We start from the raw sequence: 21349 nt of genomic DNA on the forward strand, positions 1-21349 counted from the left end.
GGTTCATCCCCGGGACGAAGCGGTTCGGTCACGTCCGCCGACACCGGCGAGCGTGAGGAGCAGTGCCCAGGTGACGACCAGGCTGAGCACGGAGACGGCGACGGAGAGTTGGGCGTTGGACCCGCCGACGCTGTAGATCCAGACGGCGAAGGGCTGGAAGCCCAGCAGCTGGGCCACGGTGAACTCGCCGAGCACCAGCGCCAGCGTGAGGAAGGAGGCGTTGAGCAACGCCCCGCGCAGATTGGGCAGTACGGTCCGTACCAGCGCCTGCGGCCAGTTCGCGCCGCAGCTGCGGGCGGCCTCGACGAGGGTCTTCACGTCGATGGCCCGCAGCCCGGAGTCGAGCGCCCGGTACACGAACGGCAGCGCCATCACCACGTACGCGAGAACGAGGATGAAGGGGAAGTCCGGGTTCTGGATTGCGACGAAGGTCTGGAACAGCGGGGTGCGCGAGAGGTGGTCGGGCCCCCACTTGAGGACGGTCGCGATGCCGGCGACGAACGCGATCGGCGGCACCACCAGCGGCAGCGAGCAGATCACCTCGACGACGGGCCGCAGGCGGGGCGCGCCGAGCCGCAGAGCGACCATGGCGGGCACCATCAGCAGCAGGACCACGGCGATGGTGGCGGCGGCGAGTTCCAGCGAGAGGACCAGGCTGGTGGTGAAGCCGTCGGCGGAGACGATCTCGGTGTAGGCGTCGAAGGTGACGCCCTGCCCGGGCACGTCGACCGTGAAGATCACGGACGCGGCGAGCGGCACCAGGAAGTACAGGGCGGCGAGGGCGAGGACGACCCACCGCCAGAGGTTCAGGCGTCCAGCCATCGCGCGCTCCGTCGTTGCAGGGGCAGGTACACGGCCATGACCAGGCCCGCGACCAGGACCATGTCGAGGCTGAGGGCGAGGGCCACGTTCTCCTGGCCGACCAGCACGTTGCCGGAGATGGCGTCGGCGATCTGCAGGGTGACCAGCGGGACCGAACTGCCCACCATGGCCGCGGCGGTGGCGTAGGCGGCGAACGCGCTGCCGAAGAGGAGGACGAACCCGCCGAGCAGCGAGGGCAGCAGCACCGGCAGGGCCACGTGCCGCCAGTACTGCACGCCGGTGGCGCCGTTGTTCTGCGCTGCCTCGCGCCACTGGGTGCGCAGGCCCTCCAGGGCCGGGGTGATGGTGAGGACCATCAGGGGGATGAGGAAGTACAGGTAGACGAGGACCAGACCCCAGAAGCTGTAGAGGTCCCAGCCCTTGTCCTTCAGGCCCAGGTGGGTCGTCAGCACACCGGCGTTGCCGAGCGTGGCGACGAACGCGAAGGCCAGCGGGACACCGCCGAAGTTCGCGAGCACTCCGGAGGCGGTGAGCACGGCCTCGCGCAGCGCGCGGAAGCGGGAGGTGACGACGACCTGCGCCAGCGGCAGACCGAGCAGGGTGCCCAGGGCGCCCGCGAGTGCGGACAGCTTGACGCTGCCCACCAGCGCGGTGAGGTAGGCGCCCTGCAGCGAGTCGGTCAGGTTGACGGTGCTGTACGAAGTGGCGCCCGTCGTCTGGTCCTTGACGGTGAAGGCGCCGTTCAGCATCGCGATGGCGGGCACCCCGAAGGCGACCGCGACGAAGACGAGCAGCGGGACCACGGCGATCCAGCCGGGAACGCGGCGCCGCCGCTTCGAGGAAGCGGCGGCAACCACGTCGGCCCGCGTGAGCGTGGCCGTCATCCGGAGACGGCCTTCGCCCAGCCCTGCGCGATGACCGTCTTGGCCTTGCTCTGCTGGGCCTCGGTCGGGAAGGACGGCGTGCCGCTGACCTGCGGGAGCTTGGCGGCGGCGGTCTTGTCGAGCGTGCCGGCCGACTCCATGGAGGTCATCAGCGCCGGACGCGCGTACCCCTTGAGCCACAGGTTCTGGCCCTCGGTGCTGTACAGGTACTCCTGCCACAGGCGGGCGGCCGCCGGATGCGGGGCGTCCTTGTTGATGGCCTGCGAGTAGTACTGCGCGAACTGACCGTCGCTCGGGATGGAGACCTTCCAGTCGACGCCCTTGGACTTGAACTCGTCGGCGTAACCGGCGTTCAGGTAGTCCCAGTCGATGGAGATGGGCGTCTCGCCCTTCTCGACGGTGGCCGGGGTCGACTCGACGGGCGTGTAGTTGCCGTTCTTCTTCAGCTCGGCGAAGAAGTCCAGACCGGGCTGGATGTCGTCGAAGGAGCCCTTGCCGGCGAGCGCCGCCGCATACACGCCACCGAACGCCGAACCCGACTTGGTCGGGTTGCCGTTGAGCGCGACCTGGCCCTTGTACTGCGGCTTCAGCAGGTCCGCGAACGTGGTCGGACAGGCCTTGACCCGCTTGGCGTCGCAGCCGATGGAGATGTAGCCGCCGTAGTCGTTGAACCACTGCCCCTTCGGGTCCTTCTGGCCCTCGGGGATCTCGTCGAAGGAGGCGACCTTGTACGGCGCGAGCAGGCCCTGCTGTGCGGCGCTCAGCGCGAAGGAGCTGCCGAGGTCGAGGACGTCGGGCGCACGGTCCTGGCCCTTGCGGGAGGTCACGGCGTTGATCTCGTCCTGGCTTGACCCGTCCGGGTTCTCGTCCGTGATCTTGATGCCGTACTTCTTCGTGAAGCCGTCGATGAGGGCTCCGTAGTTGGCCCAGTCGCGGGGGAGGGCGATGGCGTGCAGCGTGCCCTCCTTCTTGGCCGCCTTCACCAGGGCGTCCATGCCGCCGAAGTCGGCTGCGGAGGTGGCGGTGGCGGCGTTCTTGCCGTCCGCGGTGGTCGACTCGTTGTCGGGAGCGGCGCCGCAGGCACTCAGGGCGAGTGCGGCGAGGACGGCGAGGGAGCCGGTCAGGACGGCTGTTCTCGACTGGGACACGGGGACTCCAGAAGGGGGGCGCAGGGGACGCACAGAGCTGAGAACTTGTCTGAACAAGTTGGCCCCAGTAATGCGGTCGATGGTGTCCTGCCCGTAAACATTGGCGAAATCGTGACCCGCGATTCCCTGCACATTCACAGGCAAGCGCGTTCACACATGGTGCTCGATTAGGCTGATCACTCTGTGCACAGCGGCCGACTCGGAGGGGAACAGTGTCGACGCGACACGAGGAGATCGCAGACGAACTGCGCCAGGCGATCGACCGCGAGGAGTACGCGGTCGGCGGCAGGCTGCCCGCCGAGACCGAGCTGGCCGCCCGGTACGGCGTTTCGCGCGGCACGGTCCGGCAGGCGGTCGCGGCGCTGACGTCCGAGGGCCTCATCGGCTCGCGCCAGGGCGCCCGCCGGGTCGTGCTGGCCAGCCGCCGCAGCCAGAGCTTCGCCGAGCTGCGCAGCTTCGCCCAGTGGGCCCGTGCGATGGGCCGGGAGGCGACCGGCCGGGTCGTGGCCCAGGAGTATCTGCCGGCCAGCGCGCAGGACGCCGCCCGGCTCCAACTGCGTCCGGGTGTACCGGTGTTGCACGTCCTGCGGGTGCGCGGACTGGACGGCGAGCCGGTCCTGGTGGAGCGGACCGTGTACGCCGACTGGATCTCGCCCGCCGTCGAGGGCATCGACCCGGACGCCCCGTCGGTCACCCAACTGCTCTTCGAGGGCACGGGGTTGGTCTTCGCCTACGGCGAGCACGTGATCGACGCCGTCGCCGCCAGTGCACAGGATGCCGAGCTGCTCGACATCCGCCGTACGAACCCCCTGCTGCGCGTGCGCCGCGTGACCACGACCCGGGAGGGCCGCCCGGTGGAGTGGTCGGACGACCGCTACCGCTCGGACGCCGTGAGCTTCAGCGTGCACAACTCGATAGGCAACAACGCGCTGGCCCGCAAGACGGCCGAGTGAGGCGGACGCGGGCCCGGGGTGGGATGCCCCGGGCCCGCAAGAGGCCGGTCAGCAGGCCGAGTTGGTCTGCGTGAGCAGCCCGAGCCGCCACGGCAGCGTGTTGTAGTCGCCGCTCGCACCCGGGTCCAGGCCCTGGTACAGGTACTGGAGCTTGCACGCCGGGATCGTCAGCGTCTGGTCGTAGCCGACGCGGATCATCTCGCCGTGGCTGATGTCCTTGGTCCAAGTGCCGCCGGGGAAAGCGACGTTGCTCGCCCGCGCGAACGGATTGCCCTCGCTCGCGGCCAGCGCCGTCCACGACCCGGCGAGACCGGAAGCCGTCCAGGACCGGAAGTAGCGTCGCCCGTCCGACCCGATCGCCTCGACGAGCAGCAGATACTGGCTGCTGCCCTGCACCTTGTAGACGTTGCTCGCCTCGAACAGGGCGTACTTGTTGGAGTCCTGAGCCGCGATCACGGTGTTGGTGAACCCGCTGGGGAACTGGGACACCGTCGTCTGCGAACGGTACAGATGCCCGTTGTCGTCGCTGGAGAACAGGTAGCAGTTCGCGCTGTCGCAGATCACCCACATGTCCACCCAGTAGCCGCTGCCGATGTTCTGCCTGATGATGTCCGGCATCGACGCGTAGAAGGTGCGGGGTGCGCTCCAGCCGTTGGGGTTGGAGATGTCGGTGTTCGTGGAGTACGCGGCGTTGCCGTTCTGGTACACGAGGTACCACAGCTTCTGCGGCGCGTAGTAGAACACCTGCGGCGCGGCCCGGTATCCGGTGCCGATGGCGCTGCGGTCCAGGTAGTAGTGCGTGGCCGAGCCCGCCTGTGACCAGTCGCTGAAGCTCAGGTACACCAGGTTGTAGCCCGAGGCGCTCGCCGTGCTGGCGAACACGTGGTACTTGCCGTTGTACTGGACGACCGACGGGTTCTTGATCCCGGCGATGGTGTGCGTGGCGTCCGACTTGGGGGAGACGAGCACGCCGCTGGAGCTCCAACTGAAACTCCCTGGAAGGGCGTTGGCGGACCTGGGTGAATCGGCCTCCGTCGCTGCGGTGTGCGTGCCGGCCGTGCTCTGCGTCGCCGTGCCGCCCATCGCGGTGAGCACGGCGTTGTACGCCGGCTTCTTGTTCCCGCCGCTGTCGAAGAGCAGCGGAAACACCCCGCTGCGCCAGGAGTCGCTGTCCCGGATGCCCCACACGGTGATGCCGGTGCAGCGCGAGACGTTCAGGCAGGCCTTCACCGTGTTCGCGTACGCGGCCGTCGGCGCCTGCGCGATGTCCAGCTCGGTGATCTGTACGTCGACCCCGAGCGCGGCGAAGTTCGACAACGTCGTCTGGAAACTCGCCGGCGGGCCGCTGGTGCCGAAGTGCGCCTGGAAGCCGACGCAGTCGAGGGGCACACCACGGGACTTGAAGTCGCGGACCATGCGGTAGACGCCCTGCGTCTTGGCCGCGCTCCAGTCCTCGATGTTGTAGTCGTTGTAGCAGAGCTTGGCCGCGGGATCGGCGGTCCGTGCGGTGCGGAAGGCCTGCTCGATGAAGCCGTCGCCCAGCAGGTTCTGGAAGACCGAGCTGCGGTGGGTGCCGCTGCTGCCGTCGGCGAACGCCTCGTTCACCACGTCCCAGGCATAGATCCTGCCCTTGAAGTGGGCCATCTGCGTGGTGATGTGATTGTTCATCACACTGCGCAGCGTGTTGGCGTCCGTGATGGAGCTGACCCAGCTGGGCAGTTGGGAGTGCCAGACCAGCGTGTGGCCGCGCATGCGCTGACCGTGCGCGGTCGCATGGCTCACGATCTGGTCGGCGGGTGTGAAGTTGAACGAGCCTCGCGTGCGTTCCGTCGTGTCCCACTTCATCTCGTTCTCCGGCGTGACCATGGAGAACTCGCGGTCCAGGATGGTCGCGTACGTGCCGTCACCGAGCTTGCCGGCGGCCACGGCGGCCCCGAAGTAACGCCCGGACTGGGCGGCTTGGGCCCCCAGCGTGGTGGCCTGGATCGCGGTGGGTGCGGAGGTGGTCGTGGAGGTCGGGGCAGCGGTCGCGGTGCCGGTCGCCACCAGTGCGGCGGCGGCCAGCAGGCCTAACGCGGAGGCTCGGCGTCGGCTCACTCTCCTCGGTGCGCTCATGTGTCTCCTCGTACGGGTGAGTGCGGATGCGAGCGGTCCGGACCGAATTTCTTGAACCGCTCATGACACATGAGTGACGCGTCCTGTGGTCTGCGTCAATCCTTCTCGCAGCATTCGCTTTTCACTTCGAAATCTTTCGAATGCCCCATGCTCAGATCACGATTTGGTCATACACGGGGACGGATGATGACCTTCAGGTCGTGGGCAACTGGTGAAGGATTGACGGGAGTTGTGGAAGGTGACAAGAATTCAGCCCACACCTTCGCTGTGACTGAACTGAGCGAAGTGACGCGAGTGGCTCGGTCACGCATGCCGTTGTCGCTGCCGGCCGCGTACCTCCCGCGTTTTTTGCCACCTCCCACACCTTCTTTTCCACAGAGGCTCATCTTGTCGCGTTCGCAAGAACCCAGAACCCTTGCCGTCCTCGCCGCAACCGTCTTCGCCGCCGCCCTCGTGCCCGTGGTCGGCGCGGGCACGGCCAGCGCCACCACGGGCGCGGAATGCAACGCCGCCACGGTCCAGTACCGCATCGTCGGTGCCGATGGAAACGTTGTCGGAGCCGACTGGACGTCGGAGGGCGGCTTCCTTCAGTGGGAGACCATCCCCGGCACCGTCCAGGTCAGGCTCGCGCCGGGCCAGACCGTGGCCGACGGCTGCACCTACCCCGTCTCCCTCGCCGAATACACCACCGAGGGCCCGAACTGGTACACCTCGGGCCACCAGGCCATGGTCGACAAGGCCACGGTCTACCTCACCGCCGACGACCTCGCCGGCTCCGACGACAAGGGCCGGACCTGGCAGAAGCTGTCGGTCAAGTCCCCCGACTGCTACGGCCAGATCGACCTGTACGGCGACGACATCTCCTACGACGGCAAGACGGGCACGGGCCACGGTCCGCTGCCGTACCAGCCGGGCAACGTCAACACGCCGTACCACCTCATAGCGGCCTGGAACGGCGGCGACAAGGAGTGCACCCCGGGCACGCCCGAGTCGCCGACGCCGTCGGAGACGACGCCCAGCAGCCCCGCGTCGCCCTCGACCCCCGCCGGCAGCACCCCGCCCGCGGAGACGACCCCGCCGCCCACCCCGGCGCCGTCCACCACGCCGCCCACCACCCCGGACGTCCCGCCCATGACGACGCCGCCCAACGCGCCGAAGCCCGCGTCGAGCCCGAGCGGCCCGCCGCTGGCCGAGACCGGCTCCAACGCGCCGGTCGGCGCGATCGCCGGCGGTGCGGCGGCGGTCGTCGCCCTCGGCGCCGGTGCGCTGTACATGGGCCGTCGCACGCGTCGCTCCTGACGCCGTAGGCCGCCCGGTCGTCGGTTATCCGGCGGCCAGGCGGCGCAGTACCCGGGAGGAGACCGGCGTGGGCAGGGCCCGCAACGTACGCACCAGCGTCGTCGTGGCCCACGGGAAGTACGCCTGCGCCGGTTCCCTTTCCAGCGCGCGGACGACATGTCGTGCCGCGCGCTCCTGGCTGATCTCGAAGGGCTTGGGCAGACCGTCCCCGCTGATCCGGTCGGTCGCCACGAACCCCGGGTGGATGCTGGTGAACCGGATTCCCCTGGGCGCCAGTTCGACGCGCGCGGCGTCGATGAGCGTACGGGCGGCCGCCTTCGCCGCCGAGTACGGTCCTTGGCGGGGGAGGCCCATGAGTCCGGCCAGCGAGTTGGTGTGCGCGATGAGCCCGCCGGCCGGCTGGTTGCCCAGCTGCTTGATCAGCGGGACCAGGTAGTTGACCACGACGTCGTAGTTGAGCGCCATGATCCGCGCGACGTCCTCGACGCCGACCTGGTCCATCCGCAGGTCCGGTCCCTGACCGGCGTTGAGCAGCGCGATGTCGATCGACCCGTACTCCGCGACCGCCGCCGTGACCACCCCGGCCGCCGCTAGCGGATCCACGGCGTCGGCGGCGAGGTCGAGACAGGCGCTCCCGGCGGCCCGGACCTCCTCGGCCACGGACGCCAGCTCGGGGGCGCGCCGGGCCGTGAGGACCAGCCGGTTGCCGCCGGACGCCAGCAGGCGGGCCACCTTGGCCCCGATCCCCGACGAGGCGCCGACGATCAGAATCGTTCTGCCGGTGATGCGCGCCATGCGGTTCCCTCGCTCGTCCGGCCGGTGAGGTCGTATGACCGAGGGGACTCTCGCAGGCGGGACGCGATCACGTCGACCCGGGGCGACAAGGAAGGGTCGGCGGCGCGAAGCTGGGTAGACGGTGGTTCACCCCCGACGGAAGGATCACCATGACGACCTACGTGGTCACCGTGCCCGGCACCTTCACCGACGGGATCGAGGCCGGGGCGAAGGCGGAGCTGACCCGGGCCCTGCGTCCGGCCGATCCGCACGCCACCCAGTTGGGGAACACCGAGGACCTCGACGTTCTCGCGGTCAACGAGGACAACACGTTCACCCTGCACATGAGGGTCGAGGCGGACAACCGCGCGGACGCCGAACAGGATGCCCGCCACCTCGCGGACTCCGCCCTGCGCGAGGCCGGTCTGGACGAGAGCTCCGCGCCGCTCGGCCCCGTGGTCATCACGGGCATCGACTCCGACGTCTGAGCCGGCCCGGCCGGACCGCGCGCGCCCCGTCATCGCCCCGCTCACCTCGCGCTCACCCCGCCTCCCGTTACCGGTGGGTTTCGCGAGGTTAATTTCCATGCCCGGAGGGTTGGCGGGAAAGCGTCGTCTCGTTATCGTTCACGCACTTCACTCAATCGTTCCACTGAACGAATAGCGAGAGAGACGGTCGGTCCATGTCCGACATCCACCCCCCGCGCCGGCGGTCGGTGCTCGCCGCGGGCGCGACCTCCGTGGCCTCGCTGGGCGCGTCCTGGCTGCTGTCCGGCTGTACGGGGGCCGCCGCCACACCGGTGCTGCCCGTCGCCGCGCGGCAGGGCGCCCCCGACAGCGGCGGCACCCTGCGCATCGCCCGGCCGCCCGCCTCCGACGCCGAGACCCTCGACCCGGCGAGCTCCCTGTCCGCGTACGAGTACCTGGGCGCCCTCTACAACAGGCTCGTCCGGATCGGCGCCGACGGCCGACTCGCCCCCGATCTCGCCGAGTCGTGGGAGAGCGACAGCAAGGCCCGCACCTGGACCTTCCGGCTGCGCAAGGGCGTCGCCTTCCACGACGGCCGCGCCTTCACCTCCGCCGACGCCGCCTACACCCTCCGCCACATCCTCGACAAGGCGACCGCGTCCCCGCAGGCCGCCGTCCTCGCCCCGCTCATCGACCCGAGCACCCTGCGCACGCCCGACGCCCAGACCCTCGTCGTCCCCCTCAAGACTCCGAACGCCGAGTTCCCGAGCCTGCTCACGCACTACAACTGCTACGTCGTCCCGAACGGCAGCGCGAAGTCGATCGGCCGCACCGGAATCGGCACCGGCCCCTTCAAGCTGGAGTCGTTCGCCCCGGCGGGCCCCGGCCGCGTCACCGCCTACCGGGACCACTGGGCCGGCCGCCCGGTGCTGGACGCGATCGACTTCTACTCGGTCGCCGACATGTCAGCCCGCTCGAACGCCTTGCTGGCAGGGCAGGTCGACCTCCTCTCGCAGACCAACCTCGACTTCGCGACCGCACGCGTGGTCGCCGCCTCCGACCGGGCCACCATCGCGCGTGTGAAGGACGCCCAGTGGTACGTCCTGCCGATGCTCACCACCGACAAGCCCTTCACCGACGTACGCGTCCGGCAGGCGATGAAGCTCGCCTACGACCCCGAGCACGTGGTGAAGGTCGCCCTGCAGGGCGCGGGCACCGCCGGCTGGGACAACCCCGTGCCGCCGAGCGACCCGGCCCACATCGCCGGACACCCCAAGCACGACCCGGAGAAGGCGAAGTTCCTGCTGAAGCAGGCCGGCCACGAGGGCCTCGCCGTCGACCTCTACACCTCCGCCTACGACCCGCTGTTCACGCCGATGGCGCTCGCCTACCAGGACTCGGCCAGGCGCGCCGGGATCCGCGTCCGCGTCAAGACGGCCTCGGCGGACTCGTACTACACGCAGATCTGGATGAAGAAGCCGCTGATGGCGACCTACTGGTTCACCGGCCGGCCCGTCGACCAGCTGCTCACGCAGATCTTCCGCAGCGGCTCCTCCTACAACGAGACGGCCTGGTCGGACAAGGAGTTCGACTCCGTCCTGGACCGGGCCCGTGCCGAGACCGACGACACGAAGCGGCGCGAACTCTACGGCGAGGCACAGACGTTGGTGATCGAGAAGGGCGGGGCGATGACCCCGATGTTCGCCGACCGGCTCGTCGGCCTCTCCCGCAAGGTGCGTGGATACGCCGAGCACGGCTTCGAGTTCGACTACCTCGGCATCGGCCTGAAGGGGGCCTGACCATGCTCTCCTTCGTTCTCCGCCGCCTGGCCTCAGCCGTCGGCACGCTGTTCCTCTCCTCCGTCCTCGTCTTCCTCGCCGTCCAGGCCCTGCCCGGCGACGTCGCCACCCAGATCCTCGGCAAGGACGCCACCCCGGACGCCGTCGCCGCCCTGCGCGACCAGCTCGGCCTCGACCGGCCCGCCTGGGAGCGGTACTTCGACTGGATCAAGGGCGCCCTGCACGGCGACTTCGGCACCTCCCTCGTCTCCGGCAAGGGCGTCGGCGGCGAAGTCGCCATGTACCTCGGCAACTCCGCCCTCATCGCCCTGGTCACCGTCCTGTTCGCGGTGACCGGCTCCCTGGTGCTGGGCATCCTCGCGGGCCTGTACCGCGACCGCTGGCCCGACCACCTCATCTCCACCGTCAGCCTGATCGGCATGAGCGTCCCCGAGTTCGTGGTGGCGACCGTGCTGGTGCTGTGCTTCTCGGTCGCGCTGCCCTGGTTCCCCGCGGTCGTCCTGTACGGCCCCGACGCGAGCGTCGGCCAACTCCTGCCCGCCGTCTGGCTTCCCGCCCTCGCCCTGGCCGTCGTCATGGCCGCCTACATCGTGCGCATGGCCCGCACCTCGGTGATCGACGTGATGGCCGGCGAGTACGTCACCACCGCACGCCTGAAGGGCCTGTCGACCTGGCGGGTCGTCACCCGGCACGCCCTGCCCAGCGCCCTGCTCCCCACCCTGCACGTCATCGCGCTGAACGTCGCCTGGCTCATCGGCGGAGTCGCCGTCGTCGAGAACGTCTTCAACTACCCGGGCATCGGCAAGCTGATGCTCTCCTCCGTGCAGAACCGCGACCTGCCCATCATCCAGGCCATCGCCCTCGTCAGCGCCGTCGTCTACGTCTGCTGCAACCTCGCCGCCGACCTCGGCGCCATGGCCCTCAACCCCAGGCTCCGCACCCGCGGGAGGACCCGATGACCACCCTCGACACCACCCCGGCCGCAGTTGCGCCGGGTCCGCGGGCCGCCACCCGCGCCTGGCGCACCCTGCGCTCCTCCCGTACGGCGACCGTCGGCCTCGCGATCGTCGCCGTCCACGTCCTGATCGCCCTCCTCGCCCCGCTCCTGACCTCCTACGACCCCATCGCCAACGACGCCTCCCACGCCCTGCTCGGCCCCAGCGCCGACCACTGGGCCGGCACCGACCAGTACGGCCGCGACGTCCTCGCGCGCGTGCTGTACGGCGGCCGCTACGCGCTCGGCGTCTCCGTCACCGCCACCCTGGTGACCGTCGCCCTCGGCACGGTCGTCGGCTGCGCCGCGGCCCTGCGCGGCGGCTGGTTCGACGACGTGCTCGGCCGGATCCTGGACGCCGTCCTGTCCATCCCGTCGATCCTCGCCCTGCTCGTCGTGGTGACCGCCCTCGGCACCGGCCCGGCCGTCATCGTCCTTGCCATCGCCGTCAGTTACGTCCCGCAGGTCGCCCGCGTCGTGCGCGGCGCCGCCCTCGCGGTGGTCCCCATGGACTACGTCACCGCGGCCCGCGCCCGCGGCGAGAGCACCTGGTCGATCCTGCGCCGGGAAGTTCTGCCGAACATCACGGACGTCGTCTGCGTGGAGTTCGCGATGCGCGCCTCCTGGGTCGTGCTGCTGATCTCCTCGCTGTCCTTCCTCGGCTTCGGCGCCGACCCGCCCACCCCCGACTGGGGGTTGATGGTCGCCGAGAACCGCACCGCCATCACCGTCGTACCCATGGCGAGCCTCGCGCCGATCATCGCCCTGGCCACGCTGGTGGTCGGGCTCAACCTCGCGGCCGACGGCCTGTCCAAGGCCTGGGGCGTGGACCGGATCAGGGAGGGCCTGTGACGACCTCGACCCCGGAAGGGTCCCCGATGCACCCGATTGCCCCCGGCGACTCACCGCCCCCGATCGTCTCCGTCAACTCCCTCTCCGTGGCCTACCGTTCGGGCGGCCGGGACGTGCCGGTCGTGCACGAGGTGTCGTTGGACGTGGCGAAGGGACGCACGCTCGCGCTCGTCGGCGAATCGGGCAGCGGCAAGTCGACCGTCGCCGCCACGCTCCTCGGGCACCTGCGCCACGGCTCCCGCATCACCGGCGGCTCGGTCCGCGTCGACGGCCACGACGTCTTCGCGCTGCCCGCACGGGAGTTGCGGCGGCTGCGCGGCGGGACCGTCGCCATGGTCGGCCAGAACGCCGGGCAGGCGCTGACGCCCACCATGCGGATCGGCCGGCAGATCGAGGAGGCGGGCGGCACCGTACCCGTCGCCGACCTGCTCGAACAGGTCCGGCTGCCGCGCCCCGCCGAACTGGCCCGCCGCTACCCGCACGAACTCTCCGGCGGTCAGCAGCAGCGCGTCGCCATCGCCATGGCCATCGCCGCCCGCCCCAAGGTGCTGGTCCTCGACGAGCCGACGACGGGCCTGGACGTCGTCACCCAGCGCGGCGTCCTCGACCTGATCGCCGCCCTGCGCGACGAACTCGGCCTGGCCGCCGTCCTGGTGAGCCACGACCTCGGCGTCGTCGCGCACATGGCCGACGAGGTGTGCGTGCTGAAGTCGGGCCGCGTCGTGGAGACGGCAGCAACCCGGCAGCTGTTCGCCGACCCCCAGGACCCGTACACGAAGCGGCTGTTGGCGAGCGTGCCGCGCCTGGACGACACCGGGCTCGCGGTCGTCGCCGAGTCGGGTGAGCGGGAGGTACGCCCGAAGGTGCCCGTGCCCGAGGGCTCACCGGTCGCCGTGTCCGCGCACGACGTCACCGTCGACTACGGCAGCTCACGGGCCGTGGACGGCGTCTCCTTCGACGTCCGGCGCGGTGAAGTGGTCGCCCTCGTCGGCGAGTCCGGCAGCGGCAAGTCCACGCTGGCCTGGACCCTGGCGGGCCTGCGCACCCCGTCCGGCGGCACGATGACCCACGAGACCGGCGACCTCGCCCGCCCCGCGCACCGACGCCCGCTCGCCCTGCGCCGCCGCATCCAGCTCGTCTTCCAGAACGCCGACACCTCCCTCAACCCCCGCCGCTCCGTCGGCGACGCGGTCCGCCACCCCCTGCGCTTCTTCGGCACAGCGACCGGCCGCACCGAGGCGACCGAGCAGGCCCGCCGGCTCATCACCGACGTACGCCTCGACCCGGCTCTCGCCGAACGCCTGCCCGCCCAGCTCTCCGGCGGCCAGCGCCAACGCATCGGCATCGCGCGGGCGTTGGCGGGCGAACCGGACGTCCTGATCGCCGACGAGATCACCACCGCGCTGGACGTCTCCGTGCAGGCCGACGTGCTGCGCCTGCTCGACGACCTGCGGCGCGAACGCGACCTGGCCTGCCTCTTCATCAGCCACGACCTCGCCGTCGTACGCGGCATCGCCGACCGCGTCGTCGTCCTGCGCCACGGCGTCGTCGTAGAGGAGGGCCCGACGGAGGCCGTCTTCGCCGCACCCGGCCACCCCTACACGCGCCAGCTCATGGCGGCCGCCCTGGAACCCGACCCCGACGCACAGCCCTACGTCGACGACACCGTCGACTGGGCCGACGCGGCGGACGGGGACGACATCTGGACCGATCCGGGCGACGGCGGCCACCGCGTCCGACGCTGGCGCTCCCTCAACGCCCCGGTCGCGGAAGGAGTTTCGTGAAGTACCGCGAACAGTTCGAGCGCCAGGTCGTCCGCGAGGACGTCTGGATCCCCACCCGGGACGGCCGGACCCTGCTGCACGCGCGCGTGTGGCGGCCCGCCGACGCCGAGTCCGACCCGGTACCGGCGCTGCTCGAATACCTCCCGTACCGCAAGAGCGACTGGACCGCCCCGCGCGACGCCCAGCGCCATCCCTGGTACGCGGGCCACGGCTACGCCTCCGTACGCGTCGACATCCGCGGCCACGGCGACAGCGAGGGCACACCCGGCGACGAGTACGACGAGCAGGAACTCGCCGACGGCGTCGACGTCGTCAACTGGCTTGCCGCACAGGCCTGGTGCACCGGCAAGGTGGGCATGTTCGGCATCTCCTGGGGCGGCTTCAACTCGCTCCAGATCGCGGCCCTCGCCCCCGAACCCCTGAAGGCGGTCGTCACCGTCTGCTCCACCGACGACCGCTACGACAACGACGTCCACTACACCGGCGGCGCCGTCCTCGGCATCGACATGCTCGCCTGGGCCGGCACCATGCTCGCCTTCGCCGCCCGCCCACCGGACCCGGCGAACGTCGGCGCCGACCGCTGGGTGCCGATGTGGCGCGAACGCCTCGACGCCCTCGAACCCTTCCTGCACACCTGGCTGGAACACCAGCAGCGCGACGCCTACTGGAAGCACGGCAGCGTCTGCGAGGACTACACCGCGATCGACGCGGCCGTCCTCGCCGTCGGCGGCTGGAACGACCCCTACCGCGACGCGGTGCTCCGCCTCGTCGAACACCTCCCGGCGGACCGCGTCCGCGGCCTGATCGGCCCGTGGTCGCACCAGTACCCCGACCGAGGCCTGCCGCCCGGCCCCGCGATCGGCTTCCTCCAGGAGACCCTGCGCTGGTGGGACCAGCACCTCAAGGGCATCGACACCGGAGCCATGGAGGAGCCGCTGCTGCGGGCCTGGATCACCGATTCCGTCCCGCCCGCCACCTCGTACGACGTGCTGCCGGGCCGTTGGGTGGGCGAGACCGACTGGCCGTCACCGCAGGTCACTTGGGACACCCGGCCGCTGGGTGCGGGCACGGCACCCGTCCTCGTGCGCTCGCCGCAGCACACGGGCCTCGACGCCGGGCGGTTCTTCCCCTTCGGCAACGCGAGCGACCTGCCGCCCGACCAGCGCGAGGAGGACGGCCGCTCGGTCCTCTACGACTCCGGGCCGCTCACCGAGCGCGTCGAGATCCTCGGCCGACCACGCGTCCGGCTGCGCCTCGACAGCGCCACCCCGCGCGCACACGTGATCGCCCGGCTGTGCGACGTCGCCCCCGACGGCTCGTCCACGCTCGTCACCCGCGGCGTGCTCAACCTGCTGAGCAGGCAGGGCCGGGACAAGGCCGTGGAGTGGAGCCCGGGGACGTACGAGGACGTCGAGCTCGAACTCAACGGCATCGGCTACGCCTTCCCGCCCGGTCACCGCGTCCGCGTCGTCGTCTCCGACGCCTACTGGCCATGGGTGTGGCCGCACGGCGAACCCGGCGAGCTGAGCGTCGTACCGGCCGACAGCGCCGTACTCCTGCCCGTGCGCCGGCCCGGCGAGGAGCCGCCGATCCGCTTCGAGGAGCCCGAACAGGCCCCGCCGCTGCCGGTGACGTACGACCCGCCATCGGCACCGCGTCCGGAACGGCTGGTCACGCACGATGTGGCGGCGGGGGAGTGGACGCTGGAGGTCGACCCCAACTACGGCGGCTCGCGGACGTATCCCGACGGGCTGCGCTACGAGGAGAGTGCGCGGGAGACGTACCGGATCCGCACCGACGACCCGCTGTCCGCCCGGGCCGTCTCGGAGTGGCGCGTCCGGTTGCGGCGCGGGGAGGACTACGACGCTGAGATCATGGCGTCCACGGAGCTGCGCGCCACGGCCGCTGACTTCATCATGGACAGTCGCATCGAGGCACGGGCGAACGGAGAGACAGTGGCCAAGCGCGCATGGCACCGCACCGTCGGGAGGACGTCCGGATGAAGGCCGCCAGGACCCCGCGCCGCGCCGTCGCCGCCGCCGACCGCACCCGCCAGCCCACCGAGGTCCGCCGGCGCCTCATCGTCGAGGCCGCCGTCCCGCTGATCGCCGAACGCGGCTACGCCGCCGTGGGCGTTCGGGACGTGGCCGCCGCGGCCGGGGTGTCCGTCGGCACGGTCACCTACCACTTCGGCAGCGTCCAGGAGATCCTCTCCGAGGCCATGGTGCTGCACATCGAGCGGTACTACGCCGAGCTGAGCGAGACCGCGGAGCAGGCGGACACGGGCGCCGAGGCGCTGCGGCTGCTGGTCGACGCGCTGTTCACGGAGGACACCGACCGGCACTGGCGGATGTGGTTCGACTACTGGAACGCAGGCGACCAGGCCACGGACGAGACCTTCACCCGCGGCCAGGCCCAGCGCTACGAGGCCTGGCACCAGCAGATCCGGGCCCTGGCCCAACGGGGCGTCGCCGACGGGGAGTTCACCGGCGACGACCTCGACGGCTTCACCGTCCGTTTCGCCGCCCTCGCCGACGGCCTCGCCCTGCAACGCCTGCGCCAGGCACCCCCGTTGAGCACGCAGGACGCCCGACGCCACCTCAACCGCTTCATCGACACCGAACTCGCCCGCACGACCTGACCCCCAACTCCCCACCACGGAGCCGCTCGTGAACGTCGTCATCTTCGGTGCGTCCGGCATGGTCGGCCACGGAGTGCTGCACGCCTGCCTGGAGGACGCGGCGATCACCCGAGTCGTCGTGGTGGTGCGCAGCCCGCTCGGCGTCACCCACCCCAAGCTGCAGGAGATCGTCCACGACGACTTCACCGACCTGACCGCCCTCGCCGATCAACTGACGGGCCTGGACGCCTGTTTCTACTGCCTGGGCGTCTCCAGCGCCGGTCGCAACGAGGCCGAGTACACGCGCATCACGTACGACTACACGCTGGCCGCCGCCCACGTGGTCGTCGAAAGCAGCCCCGGGATCACCTTCGCCTATGTCTCAGGCGAGGGCACCGACAGCACCGAGAGCGGTCGCACGATGTGGGCCCGCGTGAAGGGGCGGACGGAGAACGCCCTGTTGGCCCTGCCGGTGAACGCCTACATGTTCCGGCCCGGCTACATCCGGCCCCGCAGGGGAGCGGTCTCCAAGACGTCTGCCTACCGCGTGATCTACGGCCTGACCTCGTGGCTGTACCCCGTCCTGCACCGCATCGCGCCGGGTCACACCACGACCACCGAGGCGCTGGGCCGCGCCATGATCGCGGTGGCGGTCGACCCGGGCGCGGAGGAGCGGCACATCCTCGACAGCCGGGACATCAACCGCCTGGGCGCCACGTCAGGTTGATGCCTCGGGCTGCGCCGCCGCGGCGAGTGAGGGCTGGAGGCGGCGGGCGACGTCGAGGTGGTCGGCGGTCCAGATGATGCGGACGGCCGTGTCCGTCGCCCGGCCGTTCTCGTCCCGCAGGTCATGCCGCAAGGAAGCCACCAGGCGGGCCTCGGCGGCGGTGTCCGGCGGCATCGGATCCGGCACCGGGGCGCCGTCGTCCAGGCCGGCGGCCAGGTTCCGGTACCAGCCGGACACGCCGTCGGCGGTGCCGAGCAGGACGAGGCGGGCGTCCACCCGGTCCGTGCCGTCGGGCTGTTCGTCGGAGCGCTGCCACAGACCCAGTACGGCGTCGGCGGCGAGGCGCAGTCCGACGACGCCCGTGACCAGGGTGGTCATGTCGGCCAGGGGCACGGGCTTGGCGCCGCGCTCGGCGAGGTAGCTGCGGAACGCGTCGTCCAGCCGACGTGCCGCGGCGGCCGCCTGCCGGTTCTCCTCGTCGGGCGGGGCGACGGGCGGGAGACCGCCGGCGCAGCGCCCGACCGCGTAGCGCACCGCTCCGGCCAGATAGCGCGCGCTGTCCGTGTACGCCGCCGCCAGCGCCCGGTCCACGGCGGCCGTGGCACCGCGCGGCCAGAAGAACAGGCCCACGAGCACGCTTACCCCGCAGCCCAGGGCGATGTCCTCGATCCGGAACAGCACGATGTGCCAGTCGGGATGCCGGCCGATGTTGAACAGGATGACGAGGGTGACGGTGAAGGCCGCCTGACCGGCGGCGAAGGAGATGGCCGCGGGCGCGATGCCCGCCACGAGCACGGCGACGGGGAGCAGGAACCACAGCACGGTGTCGTGCTCGCCGATGAGCTGCAGCAGCCCGGCCCCGATGACCGACCCGGCGAGGGTGCCGGCCAGGGCGCGGACGGCGTTCTGCCCGGTGTTGAGGGCGTTGGAGCGCAGCACCGACAGGGTCCCCAGCAGCACCCAGAAGGAGTGCTGGACGCTCGTCAGGTCGGCGAGGGCGACCGCGATGCCGAGGCCGAGCGCGCCCCGGAGGCTGTTGTGCAGCCAGACCGACTCGGTCTGGAGATGGGCGGCGGCCCGCTCCCGCGCCGAGGCCAGCGGCTGGGTCACGGAACCGGGCTCGTGGCCGAGGAGCCGCTCGGGCCAGCTGCGGTGCTCGGCCGCCGCGGCGAGGTCCACGTTGTCCGCGATCTGGAGGGTGGCGAACCCCAGTTCCTGGGCGCGGAAGGACAGGTCCAGGGCGCCGATGAAGGCGCGGATCTCCGTCTCCGTACCGGGGCCTGGCCGGTGCACGGGCAGCCTGGTGGTGGCGCCGTGCTCCATGCCGTCGATGACGGCGCGCAGCTCGGCGGAGGCGGCGTGCAGTGCGTCGGGTGCGGTGCGCGGGGTGTCGAGGAGATCGGCGGCCCGTTCCAGGACCGTGGCGGCGGCCCGTCGTACGGCATGGGCGTCCCGGTCGCAGTCGCCCGCCGCGGTGTCGTCGGGCGGGGGCGCACTGTCGGCCACGATGGTGCTGAGCCAGGTCAGCTCGTCGACCAGCCGGACGACGGCGCGCGAGCCGGTGGACAGCCCGGTCGGCCGGTAGGGGGTGGCGTCGAAGGCGGTGCGCAGGTCGGCCGCCGCGGCGGCGGCATCGTCCGCGGTGACCCGGCACTGCTTGGCGCTCGGCGCGTCGGGCTCCCCGGCGAGGCGGGACGCGTCGGCCCGCAGCTGGGCCGCGGCGGCGCGACAGACGCGGGCGGCCGGTGCGCTGAGCGGGTCCGCGGCGGGCCGGGGCCACAGCAGGGAGATCGCGAGCATGGCCGCCGCTGCCGCGAGAGCCGCCCCGGCGAGCCGGTCTGGCAGCTCGGAGAGCGGTGCGGGCGAGGCCACCGGCAGGACGAAGGCCAGCAGCAGCGCCGTCGACGCGCCCGCCAGGACCGAGCTGACCACGCCCGAGAACAGCACCAGAAAGCCGACCACGACCGTGACGACGACCGCGAGCCAGGTCTGCCGGGCCACCAGCGTGCCCACGCAGATCAGCGTCGCCCAGGCCACCGCCAGACCCAGATGCGCCCGCAGCCGCTGCGACATCGGCCCGGTGAACTCCACGAGCAGCAGCATGGAGAAGGAGCCGAACGCCGCGAAGGTGGCGATCGTCGGCGAGTCCAGCACCTGACTGCACAGCGCGAACAGGCCCGGCATGACCAGCGCGGTGCGCCCGGCCCGGCGGGTCGCCGCCAGCCCCGGATCGTGGTCCCGCAACCAGGTGAGGACACGGCCAGGTACGCGCATACGCCCGGACACCTCCTGTCGGCAGATCACTCGCCTAACGAGTATGTGCGCAGCGATGAATTCATGAGTCCCGGAGCGTCTCAACCGTCGCATCGTCTCCGCTACGGGGTGCGGTACTCGTGAGCGAGCCGCCGCCTGGGTACCCGGTCCGGATGTGATCACGGCCACGGATCGTTCGTCCGAGTTTGCGAGAGCTACGGGCGAGCAGCCGAACTCGTGGACAGCCGTGCCGGGAGAAGGGACACCTCATGGCGGTCAGCGAGTCCGATCTCCTCGAAGTCGACGGCGACCCCGGGGCGGTCAAGCGTCACCGGACCCTGTTCAGGGCGGTCAGGCGGCGCAGGAGCCCGCCGCTGCGGCGGACCGACATCACCGTCACCGACGAGGCGGCCGTCAGGAGAGCGGTCAAGGCGGCCTCGCTCGGCAATGCCATGGAGTGGTTCGACTTCGGGATCTACAGCTATCTCGCGGTCACCATCGGCCATGTCTTCTTCCCGTCCGGGAACGGCACCGTCCAGCTCCTTGCGTCCTTCGCGACCTTCGCGGTGTCCTTCCTGGTCCGCCCGATCGGAGGCATGGTCTTCGGACCGATGGGCGACCGCGTCGGCCGCAAGAAGGTCCTCGCCCTCACGATGATCATGATGTCGATCGGTACCTTCGCCATCGGCCTGATCCCGTCCTACGCGGCCATCGGCTTCTGGGCCCCGGTCCTGCTGATCCTCTTCCGGCTCGTGCAGGGCTTCTCGACGGGCGGTGAGTACGGCGGCGCCTCCACCTTCATCGCCGAGTACGCGCCCGACGCGCGCCGCGGCTACTACGGCAGCTTCCTCGAACTGGGCACCCTCGCCGGATACGTCGGCGCCGCCGGCCTGGTGACGGCTCTGACCACCGCCCTGGACAGTGGCGGCATGGAGGCCTGGGGCTGGCGGGTGCCGTTCCTGGTGGCCGGACCCATCGGGCTGATCGGCCTCTACCTCCGGCTCAAGCTGGACGAGACGCCCGCCTTCCAGCGGCTGGAGGACGAGTCCAAGCACCGCGCCACCGACGCCGCGTCCGCGGTCGAGACGACCGCCGCGGGAGACGTCTCCAGGATCTTCCGCGACTACTGGCCGACCCTGATCCTGTGCATCTGTCTGGTCGGCGCGTACAACATCGCCGACTACATGCTCCTGTCGTACATGCCGACCTACCTCTCGGACGAGATGGGCTCCTCCGAGACACACGGCCTGCTGATCCTGATCGGCACCATGGTGGTGCTGATGCTGGTCGTCAACCAGGTGGGCAGGCTCTGCGACCGGCTGGGCCGCAAGCCGCTGCTGATGGCCGGGATGCTCGGCTTCCTCGTCCTGTCGCTGCCCGCGTTCCTGCTGGTCAGGCAGGGCAGCCTGGTCGCCGTGACGGTCGCGATGCTGATGCTGGGCCTGTCGCTCGTGTGCCTGCTCGGCACCATGTCCGCGACCCTGCCCGCGCTGTTCCCGACCCCGGTCCGCTACGGCTCCCTCTCCATCGGCTACAACCTCTCCGCGTCCCTCTTCGGCGGCACCACCCCGTTCGTCATCACGGCGCTGATCTCCCTCACCGGCGACAAGCTGATGCCCGCCTACTACGCCATGGCCGCCGCCCTGGTCGGAGTGATCGCCGTGGCCTGCATGCGGGAGACGGCACGCCGTCCGCTCGCGGGCTCGCCGCCCTCCGTGGCGACACCCGAGGAGGCCGCCCGGATGGTGGAGAGCCGGGCACCGGCGCCGAAGTTCTGACGCCCGGTCAATGAACCCGTTTCCCGCCCCGCCGGGCCATGCTTGCCTGACGGACCGGTGACGGACGGACGCAGGAGGAG

The 21349-nt window shown here is 71.0% G+C and carries 17 protein-coding genes; 11 read left to right on the forward strand and 6 right to left on the reverse strand.

Annotation, left to right across the window (positions count from 1 at the left end; translation table 11 throughout):
• Window positions 1–3: 3 nt before the first annotated feature.
• The 3 genes from M2283_RS06390 to M2283_RS06400 are packed head-to-tail and all read right to left on the reverse strand — an operon-like array spanning window position 4 to window position 2887.
• Complete coding sequence (locus tag M2283_RS06390) at window positions 4–822, reverse strand: ABC transporter permease (RefSeq protein ID WP_280875065.1); 819 nt, start codon at window positions 820–822, stop codon at window positions 4–6.
• Window positions 807–1706, reverse strand: a complete 900-nt coding sequence (locus M2283_RS06395; protein WP_280875066.1) for an ABC transporter permease — start codon at window positions 1704–1706, stop codon at window positions 807–809. The genes M2283_RS06390 and M2283_RS06395 overlap by 16 nt, the downstream gene beginning before the upstream one ends.
• Entirely contained in the window at window positions 1703–2887 is a 1185-nt protein-coding gene (locus tag M2283_RS06400; RefSeq protein ID WP_432423033.1) for an ABC transporter substrate-binding protein, read from the reverse strand. Before M2283_RS06400 ends, M2283_RS06395 begins: the two co-directional genes overlap by 4 nt.
• Before the next feature lie 179 nt (window positions 2888–3066).
• Between M2283_RS06400 and M2283_RS06405 the strand changes: the two genes are divergently transcribed.
• Window positions 3067–3807, forward strand: coding sequence for a GntR family transcriptional regulator (locus M2283_RS06405; protein WP_280875068.1), 741 nt, complete (start codon window positions 3067–3069; stop codon window positions 3805–3807).
• A 48-nt stretch (window positions 3808–3855) separates the two neighbouring features.
• Here M2283_RS06405 and M2283_RS06410 read toward each other — a convergent pair whose 3' ends face one another.
• On the reverse strand, window positions 3856–5922 hold the full coding sequence (locus M2283_RS06410) for a non-reducing end alpha-L-arabinofuranosidase family hydrolase (RefSeq protein ID WP_280875070.1): 2067 nt from the start codon (window positions 5920–5922) through the stop codon (window positions 3856–3858).
• 387 nt (window positions 5923–6309) lie between these two features.
• On the opposite strand from M2283_RS06410, the gene M2283_RS06415 reads away from it, so the two are divergent.
• The gene (locus M2283_RS06415) at window positions 6310–7221 is read left to right on the forward strand and encodes a hypothetical protein (RefSeq protein WP_280875072.1); all 912 of its coding nucleotides are present in this window, start codon (window positions 6310–6312) and stop codon (window positions 7219–7221) included.
• 24 nt (window positions 7222–7245) lie between these two features.
• Here the strand turns inward: M2283_RS06415 and M2283_RS06420 are convergent, their stop codons facing one another.
• Complete coding sequence (locus tag M2283_RS06420) at window positions 7246–8016, reverse strand: SDR family NAD(P)-dependent oxidoreductase (RefSeq protein ID WP_280875074.1); 771 nt, start codon at window positions 8014–8016, stop codon at window positions 7246–7248.
• Window positions 8017–8165: 149 nt separating this feature from the next.
• On the opposite strand from M2283_RS06420, the gene M2283_RS06425 reads away from it, so the two are divergent.
• The 8 genes from M2283_RS06425 (at window position 8166) to M2283_RS06460 (ending at window position 17238) form a co-directional block, all read left to right on the forward strand.
• On the forward strand, window positions 8166–8483 hold the full coding sequence (locus M2283_RS06425; RefSeq protein ID WP_280875075.1) for a hypothetical protein: 318 nt from the start codon (window positions 8166–8168) through the stop codon (window positions 8481–8483).
• A gap of 194 nt (window positions 8484–8677) precedes the next feature.
• Window positions 8678–10261 (forward strand): ABC transporter substrate-binding protein, encoded by a 1584-nt coding sequence (locus M2283_RS06430; protein WP_280875076.1) that lies wholly within the window; start codon window positions 8678–8680, stop codon window positions 10259–10261.
• Window positions 10262–10263: 2 nt separating this feature from the next.
• Window positions 10264–11220, forward strand: a complete 957-nt coding sequence (locus tag M2283_RS06435; RefSeq protein WP_280875077.1) for an ABC transporter permease — start codon at window positions 10264–10266, stop codon at window positions 11218–11220.
• Window positions 11217–12107 (forward strand): ABC transporter permease, encoded by an 891-nt coding sequence (locus tag M2283_RS06440; protein WP_280875078.1) that lies wholly within the window; start codon window positions 11217–11219, stop codon window positions 12105–12107. The genes M2283_RS06435 and M2283_RS06440 overlap by 4 nt, the downstream gene beginning before the upstream one ends.
• Before the next feature lie 26 nt (window positions 12108–12133).
• A complete protein-coding gene (locus M2283_RS06445; protein ID WP_280875080.1) occupies window positions 12134–13891 on the forward strand; it encodes an ABC transporter ATP-binding protein in 1758 nt (585 codons plus the stop codon).
• Complete coding sequence (locus tag M2283_RS06450; RefSeq protein ID WP_280875082.1) at window positions 13888–15894, forward strand: CocE/NonD family hydrolase; 2007 nt, start codon at window positions 13888–13890, stop codon at window positions 15892–15894. The genes M2283_RS06445 and M2283_RS06450 overlap by 4 nt, the downstream gene beginning before the upstream one ends.
• Complete coding sequence (locus M2283_RS06455) at window positions 15891–16532, forward strand: TetR/AcrR family transcriptional regulator (RefSeq protein ID WP_280875083.1); 642 nt, start codon at window positions 15891–15893, stop codon at window positions 16530–16532. The genes M2283_RS06450 and M2283_RS06455 overlap by 4 nt, the downstream gene beginning before the upstream one ends.
• A gap of 28 nt (window positions 16533–16560) precedes the next feature.
• Window positions 16561–17238: an NAD-dependent epimerase/dehydratase family protein gene (locus M2283_RS06460; RefSeq protein ID WP_280875085.1), complete on the forward strand. Its 678-nt coding sequence runs from the start codon at window positions 16561–16563 to the stop codon at window positions 17236–17238.
• Here the strand turns inward: M2283_RS06460 and M2283_RS06465 are convergent.
• The gene (locus tag M2283_RS06465; protein ID WP_280875086.1) at window positions 17230–19512 is read right to left on the reverse strand and encodes an FUSC family protein; all 2283 of its coding nucleotides are present in this window, start codon (window positions 19510–19512) and stop codon (window positions 17230–17232) included. The two genes, M2283_RS06460 and M2283_RS06465, sit on opposite strands and share 9 nt — an antisense overlap.
• 248 nt (window positions 19513–19760) lie before the next feature.
• Between M2283_RS06465 and M2283_RS06470 the strand changes: the two genes are divergently transcribed.
• Complete coding sequence (locus M2283_RS06470) at window positions 19761–21269, forward strand: MFS transporter (protein ID WP_280875087.1); 1509 nt, start codon at window positions 19761–19763, stop codon at window positions 21267–21269.
• Window positions 21270–21349 lie beyond the last annotated feature (80 nt).

It is taken from the genome of Streptomyces pseudovenezuelae (assembly GCF_029892565.1).
Taxonomy (GTDB): Bacteria; Actinomycetota; Actinomycetes; order Streptomycetales; family Streptomycetaceae; genus Streptomyces; species Streptomyces pseudovenezuelae_A.